Annotated in this window: 22 protein-coding genes and 2 pseudogenes; 14 read left to right on the top strand and 10 right to left on the bottom strand. The window is 69.6% G+C overall.

Features of this window, described 5'->3' with window-relative positions:
* Positions 1-77: 77 nt before the first annotated feature.
* Positions 78-416, top strand: coding sequence for a hypothetical protein (locus tag OG906_RS00370; protein WP_329438817.1), 339 nt, complete (start codon positions 78-80; stop codon positions 414-416).
* Between the two features lie 160 nt (positions 417-576).
* Here OG906_RS00370 and OG906_RS43525 read toward each other — a convergent pair.
* From OG906_RS43525 to OG906_RS00380, 3 genes and pseudogenes are all read right to left on the bottom strand, one after another.
* Positions 577-886 (bottom strand): annotated as a pseudogene (locus OG906_RS43525) (transposase); the annotation flags it as partial.
* Between the two features lie 429 nt (positions 887-1,315).
* The gene (locus OG906_RS00375) at positions 1,316-1,897 is read right to left on the bottom strand and encodes an HD domain-containing protein (RefSeq protein ID WP_266975932.1); all 582 of its coding nucleotides are present in this window, start codon (positions 1,895-1,897) and stop codon (positions 1,316-1,318) included.
* 19 nt (positions 1,898-1,916) lie between these two features.
* Positions 1,917-3,011, bottom strand: a complete 1,095-nt coding sequence (locus OG906_RS00380) for a helix-turn-helix domain-containing protein (protein ID WP_266975934.1) — start codon at positions 3,009-3,011, stop codon at positions 1,917-1,919.
* Between the two features lie 195 nt (positions 3,012-3,206).
* On the opposite strand from OG906_RS00380, the gene OG906_RS00385 reads away from it, so the two are divergent.
* From OG906_RS00385 to OG906_RS00415, 7 genes are all read left to right on the top strand, one after another.
* Complete coding sequence (locus OG906_RS00385; protein WP_266975936.1) at positions 3,207-3,584, top strand: DUF6415 family natural product biosynthesis protein; 378 nt, start codon at positions 3,207-3,209, stop codon at positions 3,582-3,584.
* Positions 3,581-3,877 carry a hypothetical protein gene (locus OG906_RS00390; protein WP_329438822.1) on the top strand — a complete coding sequence of 99 codons (297 nt, stop codon included), beginning with the start codon at positions 3,581-3,583 and terminating at the stop codon, positions 3,875-3,877. The genes OG906_RS00385 and OG906_RS00390 overlap by 4 nt, the downstream gene beginning before the upstream one ends.
* A 323-nt stretch (positions 3,878-4,200) precedes the next feature.
* Complete coding sequence (locus tag OG906_RS00395; protein WP_329438823.1) at positions 4,201-5,325, top strand: 3-dehydroquinate synthase family protein; 1,125 nt, start codon at positions 4,201-4,203, stop codon at positions 5,323-5,325.
* Positions 5,322-6,236 carry a hypothetical protein gene (locus tag OG906_RS00400; RefSeq protein WP_329438826.1) on the top strand — a complete coding sequence of 305 codons (915 nt, stop codon included), beginning with the start codon at positions 5,322-5,324 and terminating at the stop codon, positions 6,234-6,236. Before OG906_RS00395 ends, OG906_RS00400 begins: the two co-directional genes overlap by 4 nt.
* Positions 6,233-6,778 carry a flavoprotein gene (locus OG906_RS00405; protein WP_266975944.1) on the top strand — a complete coding sequence of 182 codons (546 nt, stop codon included), beginning with the start codon at positions 6,233-6,235 and terminating at the stop codon, positions 6,776-6,778. Before OG906_RS00400 ends, OG906_RS00405 begins: the two co-directional genes overlap by 4 nt.
* A gap of 60 nt (positions 6,779-6,838) precedes the next feature.
* Positions 6,839-7,390, top strand: coding sequence for a uridine kinase family protein (locus OG906_RS00410; RefSeq protein ID WP_329438827.1), 552 nt, complete (start codon positions 6,839-6,841; stop codon positions 7,388-7,390).
* A gap of 455 nt (positions 7,391-7,845) precedes the next feature.
* Positions 7,846-8,394: a hypothetical protein gene (locus tag OG906_RS00415; RefSeq protein WP_329438829.1), complete on the top strand. Its 549-nt coding sequence runs from the start codon at positions 7,846-7,848 to the stop codon at positions 8,392-8,394.
* A 391-nt stretch (positions 8,395-8,785) separates the two neighbouring features.
* On the opposite strand, the gene OG906_RS00420 is transcribed toward OG906_RS00415, so the two are convergent.
* Positions 8,786-10,126: a serine/threonine-protein kinase gene (locus tag OG906_RS00420; protein ID WP_329438831.1), complete on the bottom strand. Its 1,341-nt coding sequence runs from the start codon at positions 10,124-10,126 to the stop codon at positions 8,786-8,788.
* A gap of 672 nt (positions 10,127-10,798) precedes the next feature.
* On the opposite strand from OG906_RS00420, the gene OG906_RS00425 reads away from it, so the two are divergent.
* Positions 10,799-11,020 carry a DUF397 domain-containing protein gene (locus OG906_RS00425; protein ID WP_329438833.1) on the top strand — a complete coding sequence of 74 codons (222 nt, stop codon included), beginning with the start codon at positions 10,799-10,801 and terminating at the stop codon, positions 11,018-11,020.
* A gap of 389 nt (positions 11,021-11,409) precedes the next feature.
* Here the strand turns inward: OG906_RS00425 and OG906_RS00430 are convergent.
* From OG906_RS00430 to OG906_RS00450, 5 genes and pseudogenes are all read right to left on the bottom strand, one after another.
* Positions 11,410-11,544 (bottom strand): annotated as a pseudogene (locus OG906_RS00430) (DUF2637 domain-containing protein); the annotation flags it as partial.
* Positions 11,545-11,608: 64 nt separating this feature from the next.
* On the bottom strand, positions 11,609-12,250 hold the full coding sequence (locus OG906_RS00435) for a TetR/AcrR family transcriptional regulator (protein ID WP_329438836.1): 642 nt from the start codon (positions 12,248-12,250) through the stop codon (positions 11,609-11,611).
* Positions 12,247-12,927: a DUF4166 domain-containing protein gene (locus OG906_RS00440; RefSeq protein WP_329438838.1), complete on the bottom strand. Its 681-nt coding sequence runs from the start codon at positions 12,925-12,927 to the stop codon at positions 12,247-12,249. Before OG906_RS00440 ends, OG906_RS00435 begins: the two co-directional genes overlap by 4 nt.
* Positions 12,924-13,625: a hypothetical protein gene (locus OG906_RS00445; RefSeq protein ID WP_329438840.1), complete on the bottom strand. Its 702-nt coding sequence runs from the start codon at positions 13,623-13,625 to the stop codon at positions 12,924-12,926. The genes OG906_RS00440 and OG906_RS00445 overlap by 4 nt, the downstream gene beginning before the upstream one ends.
* Positions 13,626-15,288: 1,663 nt before the next feature.
* A complete protein-coding gene (locus OG906_RS00450) occupies positions 15,289-15,978 on the bottom strand; it encodes a TetR/AcrR family transcriptional regulator (protein ID WP_329438842.1) in 690 nt (229 codons plus the stop codon).
* Positions 15,979-16,172: 194 nt separating this feature from the next.
* Here OG906_RS00450 and OG906_RS00455 point away from each other — a divergent pair, with 194 nt between their 5' ends.
* The 3 genes from OG906_RS00455 (at position 16,173) to OG906_RS00465 (ending at position 19,379) form a co-directional block, all read left to right on the top strand.
* Positions 16,173-16,994: an MBL fold metallo-hydrolase gene (locus OG906_RS00455; RefSeq protein WP_329438844.1), complete on the top strand. Its 822-nt coding sequence runs from the start codon at positions 16,173-16,175 to the stop codon at positions 16,992-16,994.
* A gap of 338 nt (positions 16,995-17,332) precedes the next feature.
* Positions 17,333-17,806: a carboxymuconolactone decarboxylase family protein gene (locus OG906_RS00460; protein WP_329438846.1), complete on the top strand. Its 474-nt coding sequence runs from the start codon at positions 17,333-17,335 to the stop codon at positions 17,804-17,806.
* A gap of 55 nt (positions 17,807-17,861) precedes the next feature.
* Entirely contained in the window at positions 17,862-19,379 is a 1,518-nt protein-coding gene (locus OG906_RS00465) for an FAD-dependent monooxygenase (protein ID WP_329438848.1), read from the top strand.
* A gap of 2,743 nt (positions 19,380-22,122) precedes the next feature.
* Here OG906_RS00465 and OG906_RS00470 read toward each other — a convergent pair.
* A complete protein-coding gene (locus OG906_RS00470; protein ID WP_329438850.1) occupies positions 22,123-22,368 on the bottom strand; it encodes a hypothetical protein in 246 nt (81 codons plus the stop codon).
* 5 nt (positions 22,369-22,373) lie between these two features.
* Here OG906_RS00470 and OG906_RS00475 point away from each other — a divergent pair, with 5 nt between their 5' ends.
* Both OG906_RS00475 and OG906_RS00480 read left to right on the top strand, forming a co-directional pair.
* Positions 22,374-22,811: a DUF6892 domain-containing protein gene (locus OG906_RS00475; RefSeq protein ID WP_329438852.1), complete on the top strand. Its 438-nt coding sequence runs from the start codon at positions 22,374-22,376 to the stop codon at positions 22,809-22,811.
* Positions 22,812-23,290: 479 nt separating this feature from the next.
* Entirely contained in the window at positions 23,291-23,545 is a 255-nt protein-coding gene (locus tag OG906_RS00480) for a hypothetical protein (RefSeq protein ID WP_329438854.1), read from the top strand.
* Positions 23,546-23,572 lie beyond the last annotated feature (27 nt).

Here is a 23,572-nt window from a genome sequence, read left to right on the forward strand (position 1 = left end):
GACCTATGGGAAACTGGAGAGGCTTTGGGTGTACCCCTGAAGACCCAGAGGCCCGCAGGATCGATAGCATGTCCGGCATGAAGAAGACTCCGAAGCAGCAGGCTCAGGAGGCGGTGACCGAACTCGAGCTGCGTCTCATCGAAGCGGTGGAGCACGCGAGACTCCGCGCGGAGATCACCTACGAGCAACTCGGCAGGCACCTTGGCCTGTCGAAGAGCCAGGTCAGCAAACGCCAGGACGGCCTCATCAAGTACTCCGTACGGGAGATGCACCACATCGGAGTCCTGTTCGGAGTTGACCCGCTGGTAATGGCCGCGGGCCTTGGGACCTGGCTCAACGACATCGACCCGCACAAGGTCCGCGCCAAACTGGAAACCACGGGCTCGCGGAACCCGACATTGCCCGCCGCCGGATAGCACGTCACATCACGTAACGCGAGGAAGATGCGCGGAGTGATCGGGGTCCACTCTGCGGGCCAGCCGCCCTGGAGGCCCCCGCCCCGGCCCACTTCATCGTCTTCGACCCCCTGCAGGCCAACGGCGCCGAGCTGCTGATGCTGCGCATCGGGGAGCGGCGCCAGCTGGAGTTCAGGCGGCGGCGTGCAAGCGCCACCAGCACCTGCTTGTGCCCCTTCCCCTCGGCGCCCTTGCGCGCGTAGTACGCCTTCGAGGCCAGACAGCACTTCGGGCTCGACAGCGAGGAGAGATACACCGCGTTGAGCAGGCCGCGGTGGAAGGGACGTGGCCGGCGCAGGTTGCCGCTGACGTGGCCGGAGTCGCGTAGAGCCGGTGCCAGGCCCGCGTTATCCGGCGAGCCGGTCAGCGCTGCTGAAGACGTCCATGTCCCCACCGGCCGCAGCGAGGATCACAAGTCCCATCTACTTCCCTATGATCCGCAGGGCCTGCTACGAGAGGACACGGCGTGAGCCGATCGGTGGGTCGGGCCCTGCGGATCCGGTCAGGCTGAGGATCACCTCCGCATGCGGATGCCCGCGAAACCGGGCCTCGATCTTCGAGTCCTCCGTCGCGAACGCCCGACTGCACGCTCTGTGGCTCGCCAGGCAGGAGCTCACAGACTCGACCACCTGCGGCTTCACCGGTCCCAGCGCGCGGCTCAGGGATCCCCTCTCGACCCGTGGCTGGGCGAGCTTCGACCATCGACGGGACCGTTCTGGAGCATGCGCGAAGTGTGAGCACCATGTGGAGCACAGGGTGCCCGGCATCGTGCCCAGAGCCTGGAGCCAGCCCGAGGACTGACCGGCCGACGGCCAGGGTGCCCGACGGGCTCGCGACCGCCTGGGCGCCCCTGCCGCGGGTCAGCGTTCCAGGAAGGTGCGGCGCCACTGGAGCGGCGGCATCGTCAGCGCGGCCTCCGCCAGAGCCTGCGCCGAGGCCGTCTTCAGGCTGGCAAGAGAGGTGTCGATCCAGTCCTGGACCTCGGCGTACCCCTGCGCCCGGTACTCCACCGCCTGCACCAGGCACTCCAGCTTGTCGGCGTCGTGGGCAACGAGGACTTCGAGGGAGCTTCCGCTCTCGTACTCGTCCACGATCCGCTGCACACCGGCCTGGACCGACGGGTGGGCGGCGGAGACCTGGTCCGCGGTCACGGTCTGGTTCGTGGCGGCTTCGATGTAGCGGCGGCCGATGTGCGGGATGTCGCCGAGGCGGGTCTCCTGTGTGTCGTGGAACAGGCACATCAGCGCGACCTTGCCGGCGTCCGCGCCTTCCATCATCGCGAGAACGGAGCCGATGATCCCGACGCGGAAGCTGTGCTCGGCGATCGACTCCGGGTTGTTGTTCCCGGTGAACCACCAACCGGTGCGCTTCGCGTTCTTCAAGACACCCATCTCGAAGACGAATCCGGCCGTGCCCTGCGCGTTCGCCGTCTCGTCTGCCATGGTGACCTCCGGTTGCCGATCATCGGTTCTGGTGCAAAACGTAGTGGATGGAGGCGAGTTCACGTCTGGATCTCGGCGAGATCCCGCCTTCGTCCAGGAGTCTGTCCAGCCGCCGGGCGAGCGACACCGACAAGGACGGGAGGGCCTCGGGCAGCCAGGGGTGCGCGTGCAGCAGCGACCACATCGAATGCGTGTAGAGATCGACGTAGCCGGGGGCGAAGTGCATGCCGTCGGCGAGGGCCCGTAGGAGGGCGACGGGATCCAGGCCGGTGAGGTCCCGATCGCGCATGAACGCGTCGTCGGCCTGCGGCTGGTGGGCGACGCCAAGCCAGTACGCCCAGTAGTTCAGGTTCGCGGCCTCGCCGTCGTCGTCGTCGGCCATCGCCCGCTCGATGAAGTCCCACAGAGGCACCGGGTCGCCCAGACGGGCGAGAGCGGCAGCGGTCGAGCGGGCTTCGGCCCAGCGCGGCGTCCACCCGCGTCCGGTCAGTGCTCCGCGCCCGGCGTGCAGGGTGTGCGCGGTCCATGCCACCGCCTGCGGGGAGCGGTCGTAGGAGGACAGGTAGAGGGCTTGACGTTGCAGAAGGATTCCGCCGGTGTCGGTCCGGGAGGCGGTCTCGGCTGTGTTCCGCAACCGGTCGAAGAAGACGCGCCGGGCGTCGGCGTCGAGGAGCGGTGCGGTGGCGGCCGGGCCTCTGCGGGGCGCGGCAAGGAGGTTGGCCATGGAGGATGGCGCGGTGCCGGTGAGCGCCCAGGCGAGCATGTGGGCGGTCTGGCGGTTGTGGACCCACTCGCCGAGGGGATGTGGGGCATCGTCGCCGGAGGCGAGGACGGCCGTGATGATGCGGTCGGCGTCCATCGCGGGGTCCAGGAGAGCGAGGACGCTCGGGCCGGCTCCCAGCACGGCCAGTCGGCGGCGCATGCCGAGGAGCGCGCCGGCCCGCATGTGCGCCAGGGGCCGGCGTCCCGACTCCCAGCCCTGCACGGTCGCCAGATCCACCGCCAAGAGCTCGGCGAGACCCTGTTGGGTGGCCGGGATCGACGTCCGGGCGGCGCGCAGTACGAAGCCGCTGATGAGACCCGTGCGTAAGCGCGAATGCGATTCGCTGTTCATGACGTTCCCCTTGGGCGTGGCGCGCTTTACTCGTACCCGCAGTCAGTCCTACTCCACTCCGACCGCTCGTACGGTCGATCCGTGGAATCGGGCGCCGGCCATCGGCGGCCCGGTCGCGCTGGTGACACCCGGATTGGCGAGGAGGCTGCCGTGCTGCCCGTGTCCCCCCAAAGCCGTACCTGTCGAGGGCCCGACGTGCCCGAGCTGACCGTGGCCCGTGCCGACGGCACCACCACCGCCCTGCCGGTCGACGTGACCCTGATCAGCGAGACGATCTCCCTGGTCCTGGCGTCCCGGGACTGGACTCCAGACCGGACGGTGTGCGCGGCCTGGCATCGCTGGCTCGCGGGACACCTGCGTCTCCTCGCCCCGATCGCCGTGGAGCAGGCCCCGCACTGGAGCGATCCGGAGCACATGCGCCTGGTGGAGGTGACGGCCGCGGCTGTGGCCAAGAACCTTGAGGGCGGACTTCCCGCCGACCGGCACACCGCGTACGTCCACGTTCAGGAGCTGGCCCGCGAATGCCTGGGGCTTCTCGGGCTCGTCTTGGACCAGCCGCGGGGCGGGCGATGAGCGCTGTGGCCGCCCGGCGCCAGAGCGCACGACTGCGCGTCGGCGACACGGTCACCGGCTGGTCGTACGTCGAGCCGGGCGACCGGGGCCGCGAGCAGCCGCAGCCCATCACCGGGACCATCGCCCAGATCGGTTCCGGCTGGGGGGGAGTCGACAGCGACCACGCATACGTGTGGGTGCGCCTTCCCTCCTGCCTGGAGGCCAAGGCCCTGACGCGAGACCTGGAGAAGACCACCACCACAGATCGGCCCGCCCGCGCAGACAGCGCAGAGCACCTTCCCCTGCGGGTCTGACTGCTTCCGTGCGCCCGGGGCGGGACACCGATCCCCCGGGCGCACGGACTACGGACGCGCCGGCCCAGCGAGGTCGGTGCGGGGCCACCACCCCAGCGACGGAAGGAGGCGCGAGGACGGTCCTTGTGGAGCCCGTTCACCGCACGAGATGCGTGAGGAGGTACATCCATGAACGCGAAGCCGATCAAGAAGGCGATCAAGAAGGCGACCGTCTCGGGTCGCCCCTGCTGATCCGCTGCCGTGCCGGCTCCCGCTCCTCCACCAGGGGGCGGGGCCGGTGACATCGGAGTTTCGTCAGCCCACAACATCCGGAAGGGACACACATGGTCATCCCTCAGGCCCGGGCGGAAGGCATTCGTGTCACGCCCCGCGGCGACGGTCTGACCGCGTACGTCACGCGGCAGGACACCACGCACATTCAGGTCAGCGACAGCGGCTTCGTGAGCACGGTCGCCCAGCTGGCCCGCCGGGGAGACTTCATTCTTCTCGACGGGGGCGTACACGAGGCCTGGGCGGGCGCCTTGGAGCCGGCCCTGACCCCGGGGCGCTTCCTGGTGGTTCCGCCCGGCGAGGCAGGCAAGAGCCTGGCCCGGGCCGAGCGGATCATCACCGCTCTCCACGAGGCCGGAGTCGACAGACGGACCACGCTGACCGCCGTCGGAGGCGGAGTGCTCTGTGACCTCTCCGGCCTGGTCGCGGCCCTCTACTTCCGGGGTGTGCGTGCCGTCTACGTACCCACCACCCTGCTGGCGATGATCGACGCCGCGATCGGTGGCAAGACGGGCGTCAACCATCCCCGCCAGAAGAATCTCATCGGAGTCTTCTCGCATCCTGCCGAGGTCCACATCCGTCTGGACTCGCTGGCCACACTGCCCCTGCCTCAGCTGACGGCCGCCTACGGCGAGGCGCTCAAGATCGCCATCGTCGACGACCCGGATCTCTTCGAGCTGCTGGCTGGACCGCGGGGCAACCAGCCCGTCACCCCTGTCCTGCGGACGATCGTGCGGCGGTGCGTAGCCCGAAAGCTGCAACTGCTCGGCTCGAACGCCTTCGAGCGCGACCTGGAGCGCTCTCTCAACCTCGGGCACACCGTTGCCCACCCCCTGGAGGACATCACCGCCTTCCGGATCTCCCACGGAGCGGCGGTCGGCATCGGTATCGCCGTGGCCTCGCACATCTCTCACGCCCGCGGGCTGCTCACCACGACGGACTTCCAGCGGATCCTGAACGCGATGGACCACCTCGGCCTACCCGTCATGGACCGGGACTTCGACGAGCAGCGCTTGGCGGACCGAGTCCGCGACCTCACCCTCCAACGGGGAGGAATCTCCCTGCACTACGTCCTGCCCACGGCCATCGGCAAGGTCGCCTTCACCGACAGTGTCGCCACCACCGAGCTCCTGGCCGCCGTGACCGGCCTGCGCACCCGTCAGAGAGGATCCCTGTGACCACCACCGAGCAGTGCATCGACCACCTCATCAAGCGAGTTCCGGGCGTTCACGCCATCGCGCTGTGCGGATCGCACCGACAGGGCATCGCCGACGACTTCTCCGACCGCGACGTGTGGTCCCTCTGTGACAACCGCCAGCCGATCAGCGACCATCTCGCGGTCACCGAGTTCCTCCCCACCGGAACCCGACACGAGATCCTCTTCGAGGGCCGCGACGACACCCTGACCGACCACACGGTCCTCAACGTCCTCACGGACACCGAGATCCTCAACCTCAAGTTCCTGCACGTCAGCGTCCTGACCGACTTCTGCAGGCAACCCGTGTCCCTCGATCCTCAGTACCTGGAGGACCTGGAGAACTTCACCAGCATGCGGCGCCTCCATGATCCCGCCGGCCTCATCGCCCGCCATCAGCGCCGGCTGACCCGGCACGCCCGCAACATCGCCGACCCACTGCTGACCCAGATCCTCAGCCGGTACGGCTCCACCTATTGGCGCTCCGTCTACCAAGGCGTCCTGCGCCCCGAGGAACACGCCTGGCGGCATCTGGCGACGCACCTGATCGAGCTCTTGGCCTGGGCCGCATTCATCGAATCCGGCGAGCTCCCGCCGCCGCGCAAGTGGCTCTTCTCGCCCCGCCTGCTCCACAGTCGGCCACAGGGTCCGGCCCTCAGCGCCCTCCTCGACCAGGTTCAGCACGTGCGGGCCACCGAGACGGACACGGTGCTCGACTTCTATCGCAGCCTCGCCGAGACCGAGGACGCGGTATTCACCGATACGCAGCAGACCATGGGCATGTGGTGGCGTGCCGTGTTCAGCCAGCGCCTGCCCAACCTCGCCCGTCACCTCGACCGCGACGACCTGAACGCGTACGTCGCCAGAGCACCCCGACCCCGGAGTACTCGATGAGCCACAGGGCCAAACATCTCCTGCTCGGCATCAGCGGATCCAGCGCGGCAACGGCCACACCGGAACTCGTCGCGGAAGCCGCCGACCACGCCGACCGCATCACCGTCGTCGCGACACCCACCGCGGCCGGCCTGTTTCTTGCCGACGGCCTCCCCTTTCCGCTCTTCACGGATGAACTCTGGAAGGCCGAGACCGAGAACCCCCTGCACGTAAGGCTCTTGGAGGAAGTCGACTGGTTCGTCGTGGCACCCGCCACGGCGACGACCCTCGCCCGGGTGGCCACCGGCGCCGCCGACACCCTCCTCGCCGCGCTCATCCTGGCTCACGGCCCCGGAATCTATTTCCAGCCCTCCATGAACCTGCGCATGTGGAACAACCCGGCCACCCGGCGGAACATCGCCTCACTCACGGCGGACGGCCACCACATTCTGCCCACCGAACCCACCGAATCCCTCACCAGCGACGAACCGACCGCGGTGGGCGCCATTCCCGGAACGGTCCTCTCCGCGGCGGCCTCGCACCGCGGCCGCCACGCCATGTAGCGCGACCGCACACGTACTAGGCTCTCTGCCTCGACTCCATCACGGATAGAGGCACAGCACGTGAACGAGCACCCCTCGCCCCCCGTTCTGCTCATCGGCGGCGGCGCCGGCTCCGGCAAGACCGCCCTTGCCCGCGCCCTCGCCGAGAACATTCCCGGCGCCGGCCTGATCCACCTCGACCTCTGCTACCACAACGACCCGAATCTGGCACCAAGCGTTCCTCGCTTCGATGGCCCGGGCCGGGTGGTCGACTTCAGCAACCCCGCAGCTCTCGACCTCGCGCGGATCCGCACCGCCCTCGACCACCAGTCTGATGCGGCATTGATCATCGTGGAGGGGACCTTCGCTCTCACCCTTCCCGAACTCACCCCGCCGGCCACGTGGACCGTGTACGTCGACACACCGGCTGACATTCGAATCGTCCGCAAAACCCTCCGCAAGCTCGAAGAGGGCAGAGACGTGAAACCCGGGCTGCTGGGCTATCTCGCCAGCGCCAGATCATACGCGCGTCATGTCCGACCCACACGCGACATGGCGCAACTCGTCCTCGACGGAACCCTCCCCCTGCCCGACCTCGTCGCACAGGTGGAGAAGCACCTCGCCGGAAACTGAGGCACTCTCATCTCTGACCCGTTGATCGCCGCCGACTTCCAAGCCAGAACAGCGGCGATAATGAAGCTCGGTCCACGCGAGAGGGCCCCGGCCAGCCACGCGGATCCGGTGACGTCCGGTGTCGTCCAAGGTGATCATTCTCCGAGGGAATGAAGGGGGCTCCAGGCGATGCGCTGACGCCTGCGCCTGGTTGTCGGTGCGATGTTCGGCGTTGACGTCCGCAATGACGGCTTGTTCGGGGGAGCCTGATCAAGTCGGTGCGGCTTCGCCGGGCCCGCGCAGGCGGCCCCCGAGCCGCCACGGGCGACCGGAGCTGCGTCGCCCCCCGCCGCATCGGGCGGCGACGAGTGCCACGACGGACGTGGCAACGACGACGACTACGACTACGACTACGACGAGGATGACGAGGATCAGTCCGGCGTACGGGGCAGCGGCGACCGTCACGACCGAGACCGGTGCAAGGGGGCCACGGGCCCGGCCGGGCCCCCCGGACCCCCCGGACCTGCGGGCCCCCCGGACCCCCCGGACCTGCGGGCCCCCCTGGACCCCCCGGACCGGCGGGGGCCAGCGGCTGCGGGAACTCGATCGACTCCATCCTGTCCAACAACACCGAGGAATTCAGCGTCTTCCTCATCAACGGCGTCACGTACGGGGGTCACCGGGACGACCCTCAGACGGGGAACTACAAGCGCGAGGACCTCACCACCCCCACGCAGAACCCCGGCTACCCCGCCCCCGCCACCGTCTGTGATGCCACCATCTCGTCCCTGGGACAGGTGACGAACTTCAAGGTGCTGACCACGACGGGGGCCGTGTACGAGCTGCAGTGCGCCTCCAACGGGACAGTCCTCGACTGCGGCAGCCCCACCGCCCCGAGGAGTTGGCAACTGGTCACCATCCAGCCGGTTGCCAGCGGACCCTTCGTCAAGGGGGGTGTGGCCCCGCGACCGGGTGGGTCGAGTTCGGCCAAGAAGGAACTCGCGACGAGTTCCCCGCGCCCCTGACCAGAGGGTCATGCTGTTGAGTGCCGTGCCCGGTTCGTCCGGGCACGGCATGCCCGCGAGGCCTTCCGCCCACTCGACAAGCGTCAGCCCACCTCCACACCGGCACCCGCTCCGCACAGTAGGCACGACGCCACAGAGCGACTGATGGATACGAGCCCGCGTTGGCCCAGGACCGGGAAGAAACTCAGCGTGCTCCCGGCACATCGGGTCCCTCGCTCAACCGCCCCAGCGTTGGATGACGGTCTCCCGGGAAGCACGTGTGCGTGCCGGCGAAGTTGCCGCCTTCGCAACCACCGTCACGCGCGGAAGACGGTTTTGCCTGACCGGATGGGCTGACCATCCGCCGATACCATCGCCTGATGAGAGTCCGCTCACCTCGGCAGCGGCTCGATCACCGACCTTTGTCCTTCTTCCCCTTCGCCTTCCCGGGAACGTCTTTGGACTTCGCTGCTCCCGGCTCCTTCGCAGGGCGGCCTTCGCCCCGTCGCGAGGATGAGCCATCCGGGCGGGTGTGGGTCGGGAGTTCCGGTGCGGTGGAGGGCGCCACAGTTGGCAGCTGTGGGATTGCTGACGCCCGAGAGGCGGGCGGAGGCGCGGGCGGCGTTACCCGAGGGCCTGCCGCCTCGGTGTCCTTCGATGCCGGTGGCTGCTCGCGGACGGGGGCGGTGGTCTGCGTATCCTCCCCCGCTGGGATGCCACCGAGAAGGATCACACAGGCACCGGCGAGGCTCACCGCCGTAAGGCCCAAGAGAGCCTTACGGCGGCGGCCGGTTGTGCCATCTTTCGTCGGATCGGGCGTTCGTGCTTGTGCAGCACGGGAGCCGACTCCAGCGATAGGCGGCAATGGTGGGCGATGTGTGGAGGTGTCTTCTGGGGCTGCGCTCGCCGCGGTGCGGGCCGGCGGTGCCAGTGTGATGGCCTGCAGTCGCAGGTGGACGGCGGCGGCATCGGGGCGAGTGGAGGGAGCCTGGTCGGTCATCGCCTTCAGTAGGCGGGCGAGGTCGACGGGCAGCCATTCAGGTATCCGGGGCGGACGGAGGAGATGGGCGGTGCCGATCTCCACGGGTGTTCCCTGGTATTCGCGATGGCCGGTGATGGCTTCGAGGAGGGTCACTCCCAGGGCGTAGATGTCACTGGCTGTACTGGCACCTTGACCGAGGAACTGCTCCGGGGCCATGTAGCCGAGGGTGCCGACCAGGGTGTCGGGTGCGCTGTGGGAATGGTCGTTCACGGGCCTGGACAGCCCGAAGTCGGCCAGGTGCGGGGAGTTGTCTTCCCCGAGAAGAACATTGGAGGGTTTCACGTCATGGTGGATGACGCCTTGGGCGTGGACATGGTCGAGGGCTGATGCGATGTCGGCACCGAGCCGTGTCACCTGGAAGGGGCTCAGGGGGCCCGCGCTGATTCGGGCGCGCATGCTGACGCCGCGGATCAACTCCGTGACCATGAAGGCGCTTTGTCCATGGCGGCCAGCGTCGTAAACAGTGACGAGGGCGCGGTGGGAAAGGCGGGCGAGCGTGCGAGCTTCCTCGCAGAAGCGGTCGACGGTGACCGTGTCCGAGCCCTCGCGAAACACCTTGACGGCCACCTCCCGCCCCAGTACTTGGTCGACGGCGCGGAAGACGTCCGCTGTACCACCGGAGCCTATGGGGGCTCGAAGTCGGTAGCGACCACCGAGCAGAAGGTCGACTTCCGGTAGTGCTCCGTACACGGGGGTGGGCCGGGCCGGCATGCGGGGTCTCCTCCACTGGCGGGCAATGCGTCGCGCCTACCCGCCGGGGGTCGCGCTACGCACCACCGCCCCCGACAGCCGTGGCAGCATTCCTGCGAAAAGCCGGGTCCCGGCCACTGCGCGGTCTGTGTCTCGACTGGGAACGAATGCGGCATCTGGACCAACCTCGAAGGGCCGTTCCGCCTCGACGAAACCGGCCGCAAGCGCATACCGCAGCTGCCGACGGCGGCGGACGACCCCTCATGGGCCTGCGCCCAGCTCGACCGCTGGGCCTACCTTCAGGGCCTTGGGATCGATCAGCACCAGGCCGTAAGTTCCGGTCTGGTCATGGCCGCCCCGGAGGAGGAGTCCTCATCCAGGCAGTGCAGTTCGAAGCCGGACAATCCGGCTGCGTTGGCGGCTTGGTCCAGGTTCAGGTCTCGGGCGCGGCGTAGGGCCGACAGGTAGGTGGCGGCCACGAGCCCACCCGGGGACGACGTCGTGACCGGGGGAATATCGGAGGCTGGCTGCATGAGGTCCTCTCCCTATTCGGGTCGGTGAGATGGGGGTGCGTCCGCATGGATGCCGGCGCAGGGTGTGACCACGGTCTGGGGCGCGGGGGAATTGCCGCCGTCTCGTTCGCCGCAGGAGCGGGCCAGGGGCCGGTGCCGGGCGATCGCGGGAAAGCGAACCGTGCAACGTACCCAGGCGGGCGGGGCGGACAGGCGCGCAGGGCAGTGGTCCAAGTCCTCGCACAGCGGTGACGCCAGTGGGAACTGTGTGGAGACCTGCCCCCAACCGGGCGCCGTCCAGGTTCGGGACTCCAAGCGCAACGACGAGGCCGGCGCTCCCGTCCTCGGATTCACCACCACGGCGTGGGCGGCGTTCACCGCACACACAGGTGGCCGCCACTGAAAGCCGGAGCGGGCGTCCCCCGCATCGATACCGAGGAAGACGCCCGTACTGACTGAACGCGCTGGAGCTAGAACAGCAAGGATGTGCTGACACAGGCCCATCACCGCCATGAACAGGATGAGACGGACCAGAACAGCAGCCAGGATCCCACTGCCGCGCCCTCTGGAAGGACATGCAGGGCAGTGTCGACAAAGACTCCGGCAAGTCCGCCCGTGCGCCTTCACGCGCGAGTACGTGCGACTGTGGCAAATCGTTCCGCGCGGGCTCCGGAGGTAGGCGCAGATGACGCATTGGGACGACCCGCGCGAGGTCTCGGCGAGGTCACCATGGCCGTGCGCGCCCTCTCTCAGGAAAGGGCCTGACCTTCGCTCGGACACCGCGTTGCCTTGGGCGTCGTTGCTAATCGGGAAGACGAGCGTGAAGCCGCCGAAGCCCTTGTGCAGCGCCAGTGTGCGCACCGCGGCGTACGAGCCGGCGAGGCCGATTCCCGCGATGAGCACAGCACCGGTCACTCCGACGCCGATGAGTTCAGCCTGCGCTCACCGACGAATGGTTGGGGCCGCGTTGGCCGGACAAAGCGACGCCGGGTCAGTCTCGGGTGCGGCGGCGCAGCCGGTGGGTGACTGCTCGTTGAGACAGCGGGCCGAGTCCTTCCAGGGCCTGAGCGAGGACGGCGAGCTGTTCGAGCGAGTCCAGGGCGCGGGCGGCGCCTTCGGGATCGACGCCCTCGTACAGTTCGATTCCGACGAAGGAGGCGGCCGCGGCGCGGGCCAGCCCGGCGGAGTCGGCGAAGGCGGCCAGGGGAGTCGCGGCGAGCAGCCGGGTCAGGACGGCCTCCAGCTCCTCGATCCACAGCGCGAGCCCGGCTGAGGTCGCGGCCGCGAGGGCGGGCGCGGTCTGGCCGGCGGCCAGCAGCTGGCCGAGGACGGCCACCTGGCCGGCGGCCCGTTCCTCGGCGTGCATCGCGCGGGCGAAGGTCAGGAGTTCCGTGAGGGAGTCCAGGGCGGCGAGCCGCTCGCGGTAGCGGGAGACGCGCTGCTCGGCACCGTGCACGCAGGCAGCGGCGAGGAGCTCGTCGACGGAACCGAAGTGGTAGAAGACCAGCGCCTGGTTGACCCCGGCGGTCGTCGCGATCGAGCGGGCCGAAGTCTTGGCGATGCCCTGCTCGACCAGCGTGCGCAGGGCCCCTTCGAGGAGTTTGAGACGAGTAGCCCCGCCGGACGCGCTCACGCGCGGGCCTCCTCGCGGACGGGCCGCAGGCCGGCGCGGAGTCCGCTCCCGCCCGCGTCGACGTACTCGGCGGTGAAGGAGCCCTCGTAGCCGAAGAGGAAGCCGAAATGCCGGTTGGTCACCCGCACCCGGATCCGGAAGCGGCCGGTGCTCTCGTCGAACGACTCGCGGACTTCGGCTTCGCCTGCGATCAGGGACGGAACGCGAACGTCGACGGGGCCCTCGCGGAAGCGGTGCTCGCCGGAGCGGATGAGGAGCGAGCCGTCGGGTTCGGCGCTCATGTGGAGGTCGCTGGCGAGGTGCTGGTGGGTGCCGAGGTAGTCGAGGACGCAGTCGCGCTCGGGGCTGAAGACCATCGTGGCATCGAAGCGGTGGGGGCCGTCAGGCAGCTGGAAGGTCCGCACGAAGGTGACGGTCTCGCGACCGAAGGAGTCCACGTAGGGGAAGTTCTCGATGACGAAGGGCACATGGCGTCCCTCGCGGGGGACGAGGATGTTGCGTGTCCCGCCGAGCCGGAGGAACGGCTTGACGAAAGGGGCACCGTGGCGGATCCGTTCCATCATCCCGCGCCCGACGCAGGCTTCGCCGCTGTCGAGCCCGACGGAGAATCGGCGCCGGATCTCCGGGTGCAGGCGGCCGAAGTCGGCGCCCATGTGGGTGTGAAAGATCGAGCTCACGAGGACTCCAGGGTGGCGAGCAGCTGCGGGGTGCGGGCGCGCCCGGGTGGGATGCGTCGGCAGCGGCGTGCGGCGGGGGTGCCGGGCAACGGGGGCAGCAGGGCGGCGAGGACGGCGGTGCCCGCAGCGAGGGCGAGCGGGGCGACTGGAGAGGCGAGCAGGGCGACGATGACCAGGGCCAGGCGCAAGGCGCTCTCCCCGAGGGCGCGGGCGAGGGCGGCGCGCGGGTGGGTCCCGCGTTCGCACCACAGCCGCAGCCGGTCGAAGGACCAGGCGGTGGCCCAGCCCATGAGCGGCCGGAAGACCAGCCGGTCGGCGACGGCACCGCAGCGGCCCCAGCGCGGGCGGTAGTCATAGCCGGTCAGGAAGCGGATCCGGTTGCGGTCGGGGACGTAGCGCCAGTAGCCGCTGCCCTCGGCGAGCAGCGAGAGCGGGTGAGCCGAGGCGAACTGCAGCGCCGAGACGCGGGTGCCGTCGGATCGCTGCCGCTCGCCCGCGCTGACTCCGGTGCCGGCGATCCACAGGAGGGGCAGCAGCCGGGTCGCGTAGCGAAAGCGCTGCGGCTCTCCCTCGACTCGGGGCAGGTAGGAGATCGAGGTAAACCTCAGGTCCCAGGACTGGTGTCGCGCCGGGTCCTGGGTCCGCTCCCAGAGGATCTCCATATCGGTGTCGATCACGGTCTCCACATACAACCCCATGGCCGCCACCTCGCCCTCCTCACGGTTTGAGCGTTCGCTCAAACCGCAAGGTAGCCCAGTTTGAGCGAACGCTCAAGAAGATTGGCAGGCGACCGGTGGGGAGCGAGCGCTCAGGACGCCCCTCACCCACGACCACGCACGCACGCGACAGCGCCCCGGCCGGCCGGGGCGCTGCGGAAGAGGAGGAGAGCGAACCGGCGCCGCTGACTGGCTCGGCCATCCCGCCTCAGGAACGCAAGGGCCCACTTGGAGCGCTCGGTCACATCTCCTCATCGTCCAAACAATGCCGACTTGGCACTACCCTGCTGTTCTCGCCACGTTCGATACTCCACACTTGGTAGCGACACCAGTTGTTTCCGCTCTCGTTCCGCGGGAGGCTTCCCCGCGTCGGGTCCGTGGTCGTTGAGCTCAGGAGCATCTGCAGATTCCTGGCTCCGAAGAGTGCGATGAGCCTGCGGTTCCGGTCGGGCGGACACGGCGGTGAAGTCGCCTCTCGCATGTGCCGACTGGGCGGCAACACCGTCGTTGTCGCGTGCGTCCGGCGGGAGTTCGGCATCACGCTTGATGACAGATTCGACTGCGTGACGCTTTGCGGTCTCCCCCCGGCCAAGACGTGCGATCGACCTCCAACTCGGCGGCCAGCACCCGGCCCCGGACGGCCGCGATTCGCTCGGCAGCCCTGTATCCGCAGAGCCGGCACTCCTTCCCGTCGTCCAGCAGGATGCCGCGCTCGCAATGGGGGTTCTCGCAGTCCTGGGCATCCAGTAGCGCTTGGAGGTAGCCCAGGGGCCGTACGATCCGGCCGCAGTCTTCCCGCGAGGCGACGCATCCGGATGGGGTGCACTGTCGGCATCCCACATAGGAGCTGTGTGAGCGGGCGGGACCTTGGTCGCGGTACCAGCCGGCGTTGATCCGCGTCACGGCGTGCTCGGCGGTTCGCGGGTACAGGAAGGACGCCCGGTCTCGGACCTCGGCGCCTGGATGTCCCAGAAATTCGCGTACCGAACGGCGCAGGGTTGGAATTCGGTGGGCCGGCGAGGTGAGGATTCCGAGTGCGTCGAGAGCGGCGTACACATCGTCCTCGCCAGGAACCGGGACCAGGCCGGTGGCAGCGGTGGGCTTCCTCTTGCGGACGGCGGCGAAGCCGCCCGCAACGGTCGGCGTCTTGGCCGCCGCGCTCGTACGTGCTCTCGCGGGTGTGAAACCACCCGCACCGGGGCCTGCGGCCGTAACCCCCGTTCGTCGTGTTGAAAAAGGTTCTGGAGTAAGGGGTGCAGACAGGGCGTCACCCAGACGCCATCCGACACGTCACTCATGACGCCACGGGTGGCGTCACCCACGACGTCACCCCCCTCACTCGCCTCGTCGACCGGGGTGGCGTCACCCGTGACGCCACCCCGGTCCTGGCCGTCCTTCTTGGCCGGCTTCCGACGTCGGGCATTCTCCTGATACCGCAAGGCCCGGGGGTGACCCCGGGCAGCGTGAGGGCGCAGGATCGCTTCTGCGGTGAACCCGGCCGCCCACACGAGTGAGTTGAACGCCGAGCGCCTGTCGGGACGGGTGCCGGGCTCGCTAGAAGGATCGAAGTTCAATGGTGAGCCGCCCCAGGGGACTGCCGTTGCCTCCGGGGCGGCCCCTTTTGGCCTGCGTCCTTCCGTGGGCTTCAGGGTGAGGGCGTGTGTGGTGCCGGGCCGGGGGCCGGGCTCTGGGTGAGGCGCTGTGTGTGCGTGGTGGTGGGCATGGGCCGGTCCGACTCAGGGGCGGTTTCCTGCGCCAGGCCGTTGAAGGTGGCGAAGACCAGACGTTCGGTCTGGTCTTCGACGCCTTGCCGGTCGTCGATGTGTACGAGACCGTCGATGAGCAGGACAGCCAGGCCGTGGATGGCGGCCCAAACCACGAATTCGGCGCCCGGGCGGGCCCCCGCGGGCAGGTGGCCCGTGTCGGTCAGACGGTTGAGTTCGGCGGTGAGCACTTCGTGCGGGTGGGGTGAGATGGCAGACTGCGCCGTTGTGGCGCCGCCGCGGAAGACGAGCCGGGCGACGGCCGGGTCCTCGACGGCCCAGGTGACATAGGCGCGCCCGCATGCGGCGAGACGTTCGGGACCCTGCTCCGGCGCCGCGTCCATGGTGTCGCGCAGGCGATTTCCCAGCCGGGCCAGCACGACCTCGGACAGGGCGGATGCGAGTGCGTCACGCGAGCCGAAGTGGTGGTAGGCGGCGCTGGGGCTGACACCGACCCGTGCCGAGGCCTCACGCAGTGACCAGCCGTCGGCACCCCGCTCTCGTACGAGGGTCTCCGCCGCGTCGAGCAGCGCGCCGCGCAGGTCCCCGTGGTGATATCGCTCCTTTGCCATGTCTTCATCTTAGCGGTGCTCGGATTGAGTGTTACGCTCGGATCGAAATCTCAACGCTGTTCAGATTGATCTGGAGTTGTGCCATGTGTCCCACCGACCCCACGCCTCTCGCCTCCGACGGCGCGCCGGATGTCCTGCACAGCCCCCCGCCCGTCGTATCGGGATCTCCCGTCGAAGTGTCCGGGGGCGTTTTCGTGATCCCGGACCGCCGCGTCGAGTTGGTCCCCAACATCGGCATCGTCCTCGGGGAGAAGGCCGCGCTGGTCATCGACACCGGCATCGGCCCCCGCAACGGTGCACTGGTGCTGGAGCAGGCCCGGCGCCTGGCCGGCGACCGCCGCCTGTACCTGACCCTCACCCACTTCCATCCTGAGCACGGCTTCGGCGCGCAGGCGTTCAAGGGTGCCGCCACGATCGTCTACAACAGCGGCCAGCGCGCCGAACTGCGGCGCAAGGGAGCCGGCTACCTCGGCATGTTCAAGGGCCTGAGCCCCGCAGTCGCCGCCGAACTCGAAGGAGTCGAACTGGTCGACCCCGATCTGGTCTACGAGGGCGAGGCCGAGATCGACCTCGGAGGCCGTACCGTGCTGCTGCGTGAGGTCGGTCCCGCGCACACCGGCTCCGACCAGATCGTCCTTGTGGACGACCGGGTGCTGTTCGCCGGCGATCTGCTGGAGACCCATATCTTCCCGATCGCGCCGTACTTCCCGCCCCACGACACCGACATGGACGGCGAAGGCTGGATCGGCGTGCTCGACCAGCTCGCCGCACTCGCCCCGCAGACCATCGTTCCCGGCCACGGCGAGGTCACCGACGCCTCGCTCATCCACGACGTCCGCGACTACCTCACCTACGTCCGCGACGAGGCCCTGCGGCTGCGCGAGCGCGGCGCCACCGCCGACAAGACGGCCACCACCATCGCCGAGAACGCCCGTACCCGCTGGCCTTCCTGGGAACGCCCCGAGTGGATCGGCCTCGCCGCCCGCGCCTTCTACGACACCAACGCACCGGCCTGAACCCCGCCACCCGCCGTCATCACCACTCAGGCCCTGTGCCTCAGCGTCGAGGAACCCGGCACCACCATCACGACCCACCTGACTCCCGAGCAGGCGCCCGGAAACCGCACGGAGAGATCCCGTGGCGACCGCGTACATTCTGCCCACGCCCAGGAGTTCCGGCCGGCACCTGCTACCGGTGATGCCGACGAGCGAAGCCCCCGCTCCAGCGACACGCCCGTGCGTCCCCACGCACCGACGCGGAAACAACCCATCCGCACTTCAGGCCACCCCACGAGGAAAGGCACGAGATTTCGCGTCCACTCCCCTTGCCCCCGGCCGGCCACTGGCCGAGAAGCGTGCCCAGGCAATCGCCGGGAGCACGGCATCACGGCCTACGCGAGGATCTTCGACGTCCCCGAACAAGACGTCGCCCACTCCTTCGCCACCCGCATCGGCACCCCGTTCGCCGAGGAGGCGCTGCACGCCGCCGGCGGAGCGCCTGGTCACATCCCGCTCTCACTGGACGCAACCGCAGCAGCGCCATCATCACCGCCCTGGCCACCCGAGGGGTCAACGGGGACCGCCTTCTCACCCACCTGGCGCCGGCGCGACGCCACGGACTCGACGACCAGGCGCTCACCACCCTCATGACCCTGCTGGCCGGCTACATCGGGTACCCCCGAGCCTCCCAGGCCATGGAGACCGTCCACACCACGCACCCCGCCACCCCGCAGGACACCATCGTCGGCCAGGTCAGGGAGTACGACGACCGCGAGCAGTTCCTCACCGGCATCGCCGTCGTCCTCGACGGCCTCACCCACCTGCATTGACCCGCCGCACCCAACCGGGTCCGCCAATTGATCATTCCTTGAAGGGAAACCTCTCATGCGTGACGTCATAGTCGCGGGCGGCGGCCCGGTCGGCCTGTTCCTGGCCGGCGAACTGGCCCTGGCCGGCTGCTCGGTCCTGGTCCTTGAACGAGACCAGGGGATCTCCTCGCCGCTGAAGGCGCTCCCGCTCGGGATGCGGGGTCTGAACGCCGGCTCGGCCGAGACGTTCCACCGCCGCGGCCTGTTGGACGCGATGCTGGACGCCTCCGGCGTCGACGCCCAGGAGGTCGGCGCAGACCCCAACGCAGTCGAGGCACCCGCGCCCCGCGACGTGTCCCATTTCGCGGGCATGGGCCTGGACGCGGCCGGCATCGACGCGCCCGCTCTGCCGCTCAGGCTGCCCAGCCCGGCGATGGAAGGGTTCATGACGAGCCTGGAAGCCGTCTCCACGGTGCTGGCCGAGCGGGCCGCCACGCTCGGAGTGAGAGTCGTTCGGGGCGTTCCGGTCACCGCCGTGACACAGGACGACGACGGCGTCACCGCCGCCGCCGGCGGGCAGAAGTACCGGGGACGCTGGCTGGTGGGCTGCGACGGCGGACGCAGCGCCGTGCGTGAACTCGTCGGCTTCGACTTCGTCGGCACCGACCCGCTGTTCACCGGCTACGTCGCCAAGGTCACCTTCGCCGACCCCGAGCAACTGCCGTTCGGCTTCAACCTGACACCGAACGGCATGTACCTACGTACGCCCTGGGGGTACCTGGGCATGAACGACTTCGACGGCGGTACCTTCGACCGCTCCCAGCCGCTGACCCGCGAGCACCTTCAGGCGGTCCTGCGCCACATCTCCGACACCGACGTGACGCTGACCGGCGTCGAGCTCGCCTCCAGCTTCACCGACCGCGCGATGCAGGTCAGCAGCTACAAGAGGGGCCGCGTGCTGCTCGCCGGTGACGCCGCACACATCCACTCACCCCTCGGCGGCCCGGGCCTCAACCTCGGCATCGGCGACGCCGTCAACCTCGGCTGGAAGCTCGCCGCCACCGTCCACGGCACCGCACCCGAGGGCCTGCTCGACACCTATACCGACGAGCGCCACCCCGTCGGCGCCGCCGTCCTCGACTGGTCCCGCGCCCAGGTCGCCACCATGAAGCCGGGCTCCCACGCCCCCGCCCTGCGCAAGCTCATCCTCGACCTGATGAACACCCCTGACGGCGTCACCCACGTGTACCGGCAGACCTCGGGGCTGTTCAACCGCTACGACCTGGGCAGCGAACAGCCGCTCGTCGGCCGCAGCGCCCCCGACTTCCGCTTCACCAACGGCACACGCCTCGGCGAGCTGCTGCGCCGAGGCCAGGGCGTGCTCCTCGACTTCACCCTCGACCGCGTGCTTCAGACCGCGGCCAAGGGCTGGCAGGGCCGGGTCCACTACGCGGCCGGATTGGTGCACAACGACCTCGGACTCACCGCAGTGTTCGTCCGTCCGGACGGCATCGTGGCATGGGCCGACCACCACGCCGACCCCGAAGCATTCCAGCAAGCCGCGACCCACTGGCTCGGCGACCCGCACAAATAGTGTGATGCGCCGGAAGTCTCAGGTCCAAGTCTGCAGCCTGTTTTCATGTCCCCAGGTCCGCGCGCTGTTGGACGTCCACCTGTCTGATGAGGAGCGTGCGGAGTTGTCCCGCTGGGCTGGTGGGGCGGTGACGCTGCGGTTCGCCGAGCGTCCTCGCATTGTGCTGGCCTGCGAGGGTGGGGCGCCGAACGCGCGGCGCGCCGTGGAAATCGGTGTGACCGCGGCGACGGTGCGGAAGTGGCGTGGGAAGGTCGCGGCGGAGGGCATCGCGGCATCACGGCGTGCTTCGACGAGATCGCGCACCCGGCCCTCCTGGACAGGGTGCGGAATCGAATCGGGGACAAGCGGGTGTTGTCCTTGGTACGGGCGGCCCTGCTCAAGCCGCTGCTGACCACCCCGAACGCGATTCTGTGTCCGGGGCGGGGGACCGGCCGAGGCTTTGAGCCCGGCGAGGGTGCCTCCCCGTTCTCGTGAACACAGACTGTTGGCGCGAGCGTGCGACTCCCAATGTCACGCAGCGCTCGCGGCCGTCCCACACGGCCCAGCCGAAGTCGGCCGGGGTGAGGGCGTGGCCCTCCAAGCGGCGTCGGCGCTGATCTCCGCGACCAGCTCGGGGCGGACCAAGGTCGCGTCGACCTCGCGTGAGCCCCAGGCCACGCGAACCGCACCCCCGTCCACTGATGCCCCGGAGCGCCAGGGGTCAGGTACTCGGCGACCCTGCGCGCCGAGTCCGGGCGCAGGGGGACGGTGCGGCCGATGCCGTGGAGGTGGCCGGCCCGGTCGTGGCGGCCCAGGATCAGGCGGGTGGACGAGGGCCTGGACGTCGACGCCTCCGCCGGCCGAGCCGGTCGCGGGCCAACGCAGTCCCCGCGGATCTCGTCACCGGCGCCGTTGGGACAGGTCACCAGGTAGAGCGATCCTCCCGGATCCCCCGGCTTCCGGCCGGGAGGGGCGCCGGAGTCGAAACCGGCCGGGAGCCCGCCGGGCTGAAGACGCCCATGTTGGGGGTGGAGCACGGCACGGGGGTGCCAGATGATCGAGCGCCGCCCGTTGGGCTCAGGCCCCCGCCCCGCCACACCCCCGGCGCCACCGACCGCGGCACACCGGGCCCGCCTCGCCGCCGAGGCACCCCGACACCCCCACCCGCCCAGGCCTGGGCCGGCGAGCACCCCGAGCCGCCGTACGGCCGGCGCACCCTCGCCCCCGGCACCACCACCGGCCGGTGAGCCACCGGTGAGTGAACCGGTTAGTTCACCAACCGGTGACCAGGCCGGTAAGTTCGCTCCGCAGGGCCGGTGACCAGGCTGGTGACCGGGCAAGCCAGGCTTGCCCAGCGCCTGTTACCCAGCCGGGAGGAGAGAAAGGGGAGCCCGGTCTGTTCGGCCGCCGTCGATCGCCGAGACCTTGCGGCCCCACTCCGGGCAGCGCCACGCCGCGGCCTCCCTGCGCCGGCGCTCCTCCTGGTGCTCCTCCTCCCTCCGGCGCTCCGCTCATCGGCCGCCCGGCGCCGGTCCTCACGGACGGAGTAGGCGCTGTAGTCGTCGGGGTTGGCCAAGGCGTCGGTGAGGGTCTCATGGCTTTTGCGGCCGTAGCGCCGCCAGATCGGCCCGTGCGGGCCGTGCCCCTCCAGGAGGTTCAGGGCCGGTAACGATCACCGGCACCACGCCCGTGTAGTCGCGGTAGCCGTCCCTGGACCCGTCCGGGAAGGTCCCGGCGGTGTGCCAATGGCCCCGCCACTCCTGCATGCTCAGACGCTCGACCTCCCGGTACTTCGCCGCCGGCCTCGTCCACACCGTGCGCCACAACGCGACGTCACCCCCACCGTGGCACGTCCGGCCGGCGGGACGCTGCGGGCGAGGAAGCGGCGGTAGCGGGCGATCTTCTCCGTCAGGATCGGCGGCGACCCCGTACCGTTGTCGACCTCCACGGACAAGGAGCCGAACCACAGACCGGTCAGGTACCCGGCCCGTCAGCGCGGAGGTCGGAGGAGAGCCAAGAGGACACGGCCTGGGGCCGAGGGGTCCTGACACCGCCACGCACGGGTGAACACGGGCCCCGAGCCAGGACAGGGCGGGGAAACGCGGCCGATGTCAGGACCCGGGACCGCCCCGAGAGCCACCGGGGGGACCTACGGAAGGCCCCGGGGCCGGCGTGCATCCCGCCCTCTACCACGACCGGGCCTACCACCGGATGCGGGTCGCCCTCCGGGCAGCAACCGCCGGGCGGGTTCAAGGCGTGTTTCTGATAGAGCCTCAACCGCTCGGCCACTGGCGGCCGGTGACCGGTGACGGAGTCGGCGACCGATGCAGGGCCCATGACCGACCATCGGTGACCGGTGACTGGAGGTCGGTGACTGGGTGGCTGCGCTCGTGGTCGACGCCGCGCTGGATGCTGTCGGCCGGGGCGGTATGCGGCGACGTGTGACGGCTGCCGGACCTGCCCACAGCCGACAGCGCCACGGGGCAGGGAGCAGCCCGTGGCCTGCGGCTCCCCACAGCCACCATTGCACCGCTCCACCAGCCTAGGTCGGCAGTTGACGCGCTCAGGCAGAGGTCGGGCTCACCCGGACAGAGGGCACTGCTCCCCACTCCGAATACCGCTCCCCCGACCACACCATCCCGCCCCGTCGGCGAAGCGCCTGAATCCGGCGGTGACTGGCAGCCGGTGACTGGAACCCATGGCCCGGTAACCAGGGACGGTGACTGGTGACGCGTGACCGGTGACGGCGGCCAGTGACCGATGATCAGGGTCGGTGACTGGGGGTGGGGAGTCGGTGTGGGGAGTGGTGGGCGGCCATCTCGACGGCGGCGGCCTCAAGCGTCCAGCGTGGCTGCTTCACCGCGGCAACGTCCCTCGCCGGGCTCAAAGCCCCGGTCGTCCGCCCCGGACGCAGGATCGCGCTCGGGGTGGTCAGCGGCGGCTTGAGCAGGGCCGCGCCCGGCCGGAGGCCGGGCGCGCCGGACCCGTGTCGTACCTCCGTGGTACTCATGTGCCATGAGCCAGTTCCGCGACTTCAACCTCAAGCTGCTCGTCATCGAGGAGCTCATGTACGGCCCCGACGAGCCGCTCCTCCCGCTCTACGACCTGCCGGCGCAGCTGGCCGAGCGGGGAATCGGTGACCCCGCGTCCTATGTTCTGGACCACGGCCTCCACGCGGCGGTGCTGCCAGAGTCCCGAACCCATTTCGAGGCCCTGGAGATTCCGGACGAGCTGCTGGCCCGCGTCGAGGAACTGTGCTTCGACGCCGGCGCCGAAGTCTTCCGGCACTGCGCCCCCGCCTGGGGCGGGGAGGACGATCTGTTCGACGTCCGATCGCTCGACGACCTCGCCCTGCTGCCCAACCTGCGGGAGGTCACCTTCGTCGAAGACGGCGTCCTGGCCGTGCCAGACGCGGCGGAGGTCTTCGCCGCTCGCGGCATCGACACCGACTGAGCCCCGGCTCCCGTCCGTCCGGCGGCGCCGGTCCGTCCTCCGGCCCCCACGGCCCCGGGGACAGGTCCGGCTGGGCCCGATCAAGGTGACGCTGACCTGCCCCGGCGTCAACGCGCGGGGCGCGACCGCCTGGCCGACCTCGGGATCGACTGGGCCCGGTAGAGGTCGGCTCGGGGATCACTGCGGAGGGTTCTCACCGTTGTGGTCGGTGTCGTCCTTGCGAGCCTCGCGGCGGGCTCGCCGAGCTCCAGGGGAAGAGATCGTCCCGCTCGGCTACGCGGGCAGCTACCAGCGGGTTCGCGCCTACCTTCGCCAGAAACGCACCTCGCCACGGCCGGTGACGGCCCGTCCGCCTTCGCCACGGAGCGTCATCGGATGGGTCCTCTCCGCCGTCCGGAGAACCTCTCCGAGACCGAACAGCTCAACTTGAAACACCTCCGGGCCAACTGCCCCGAGAAATTGACGCACTCACCAGGGACGTGCGGTTCTTCGCAACCATGCTCACCGAGCGCCGGGGTGAGCGCCTGTTGGATTGGCTGACCGCCCTGAGGCAGGACGACCTGCCAAGCCTCCACATGCTCGCCACGGGCATCGACCGCGATCGCGAAGCCGTCGTCGCCGGCCTAACCCTCCCCTGGAACTCGGGCGTCGTCGAAGGCCATGTCAACCGCATCAAGATGCTGTCGAGTAGCCGGGGGCATTTCAGCCCCCGGCCCTCACAGAACCGTACGTAACGATCTCTCGTTATACGACTCTTGCTG

The organism is Streptomyces sp. NBC_01426 (genome assembly GCF_036231985.1).
Lineage (GTDB): Bacteria > Actinomycetota > Actinomycetes > Streptomycetales > Streptomycetaceae > Streptomyces.

Bases quoted from the DNA above. Each gene is read 5' to 3' on its own strand.
- OG906_RS00450 (WP_329438842.1), bottom strand. From the start codon at position 15,978: ATGGCAAAGGAGCGATATCACCACGGGGACCTGCGCGGCGCGCTGCTC.
- OG906_RS00420 (WP_329438831.1), bottom strand. From the start codon at position 10,126: ATGCCGGCCCGGCCCACCCCCGTGTACGGAGCACTACCGGAAGTCGAC.
- OG906_RS00395 (WP_329438823.1), top strand. From the start codon at position 4,201: ATGGTCATCCCTCAGGCCCGGGCGGAAGGCATTCGTGTCACGCCCCGC.
- OG906_RS00470 (WP_329438850.1), bottom strand. From the start codon at position 22,368: ATGAGTACCACGGAGGTACGACACGGGTCCGGCGCGCCCGGCCTCCGG.
- OG906_RS00405 (WP_266975944.1), top strand. From the start codon at position 6,233: ATGAGCCACAGGGCCAAACATCTCCTGCTCGGCATCAGCGGATCCAGC.
- OG906_RS00445 (WP_329438840.1), bottom strand. From the start codon at position 13,625: ATGGGGTTGTATGTGGAGACCGTGATCGACACCGATATGGAGATCCTC.
- OG906_RS00390 (WP_329438822.1), top strand. From the start codon at position 3,581: ATGAGCGCTGTGGCCGCCCGGCGCCAGAGCGCACGACTGCGCGTCGGC.
- OG906_RS00380 (WP_266975934.1), bottom strand. From the start codon at position 3,011: ATGAACAGCGAATCGCATTCGCGCTTACGCACGGGTCTCATCAGCGGC.
- OG906_RS00465 (WP_329438848.1), top strand. From the start codon at position 17,862: ATGCGTGACGTCATAGTCGCGGGCGGCGGCCCGGTCGGCCTGTTCCTG.
- OG906_RS00370 (WP_329438817.1), top strand. From the start codon at position 78: ATGAAGAAGACTCCGAAGCAGCAGGCTCAGGAGGCGGTGACCGAACTC.
- OG906_RS00375 (WP_266975932.1), bottom strand. From the start codon at position 1,897: ATGGCAGACGAGACGGCGAACGCGCAGGGCACGGCCGGATTCGTCTTC.
- OG906_RS00475 (WP_329438852.1), top strand. From the start codon at position 22,374: ATGAGCCAGTTCCGCGACTTCAACCTCAAGCTGCTCGTCATCGAGGAG.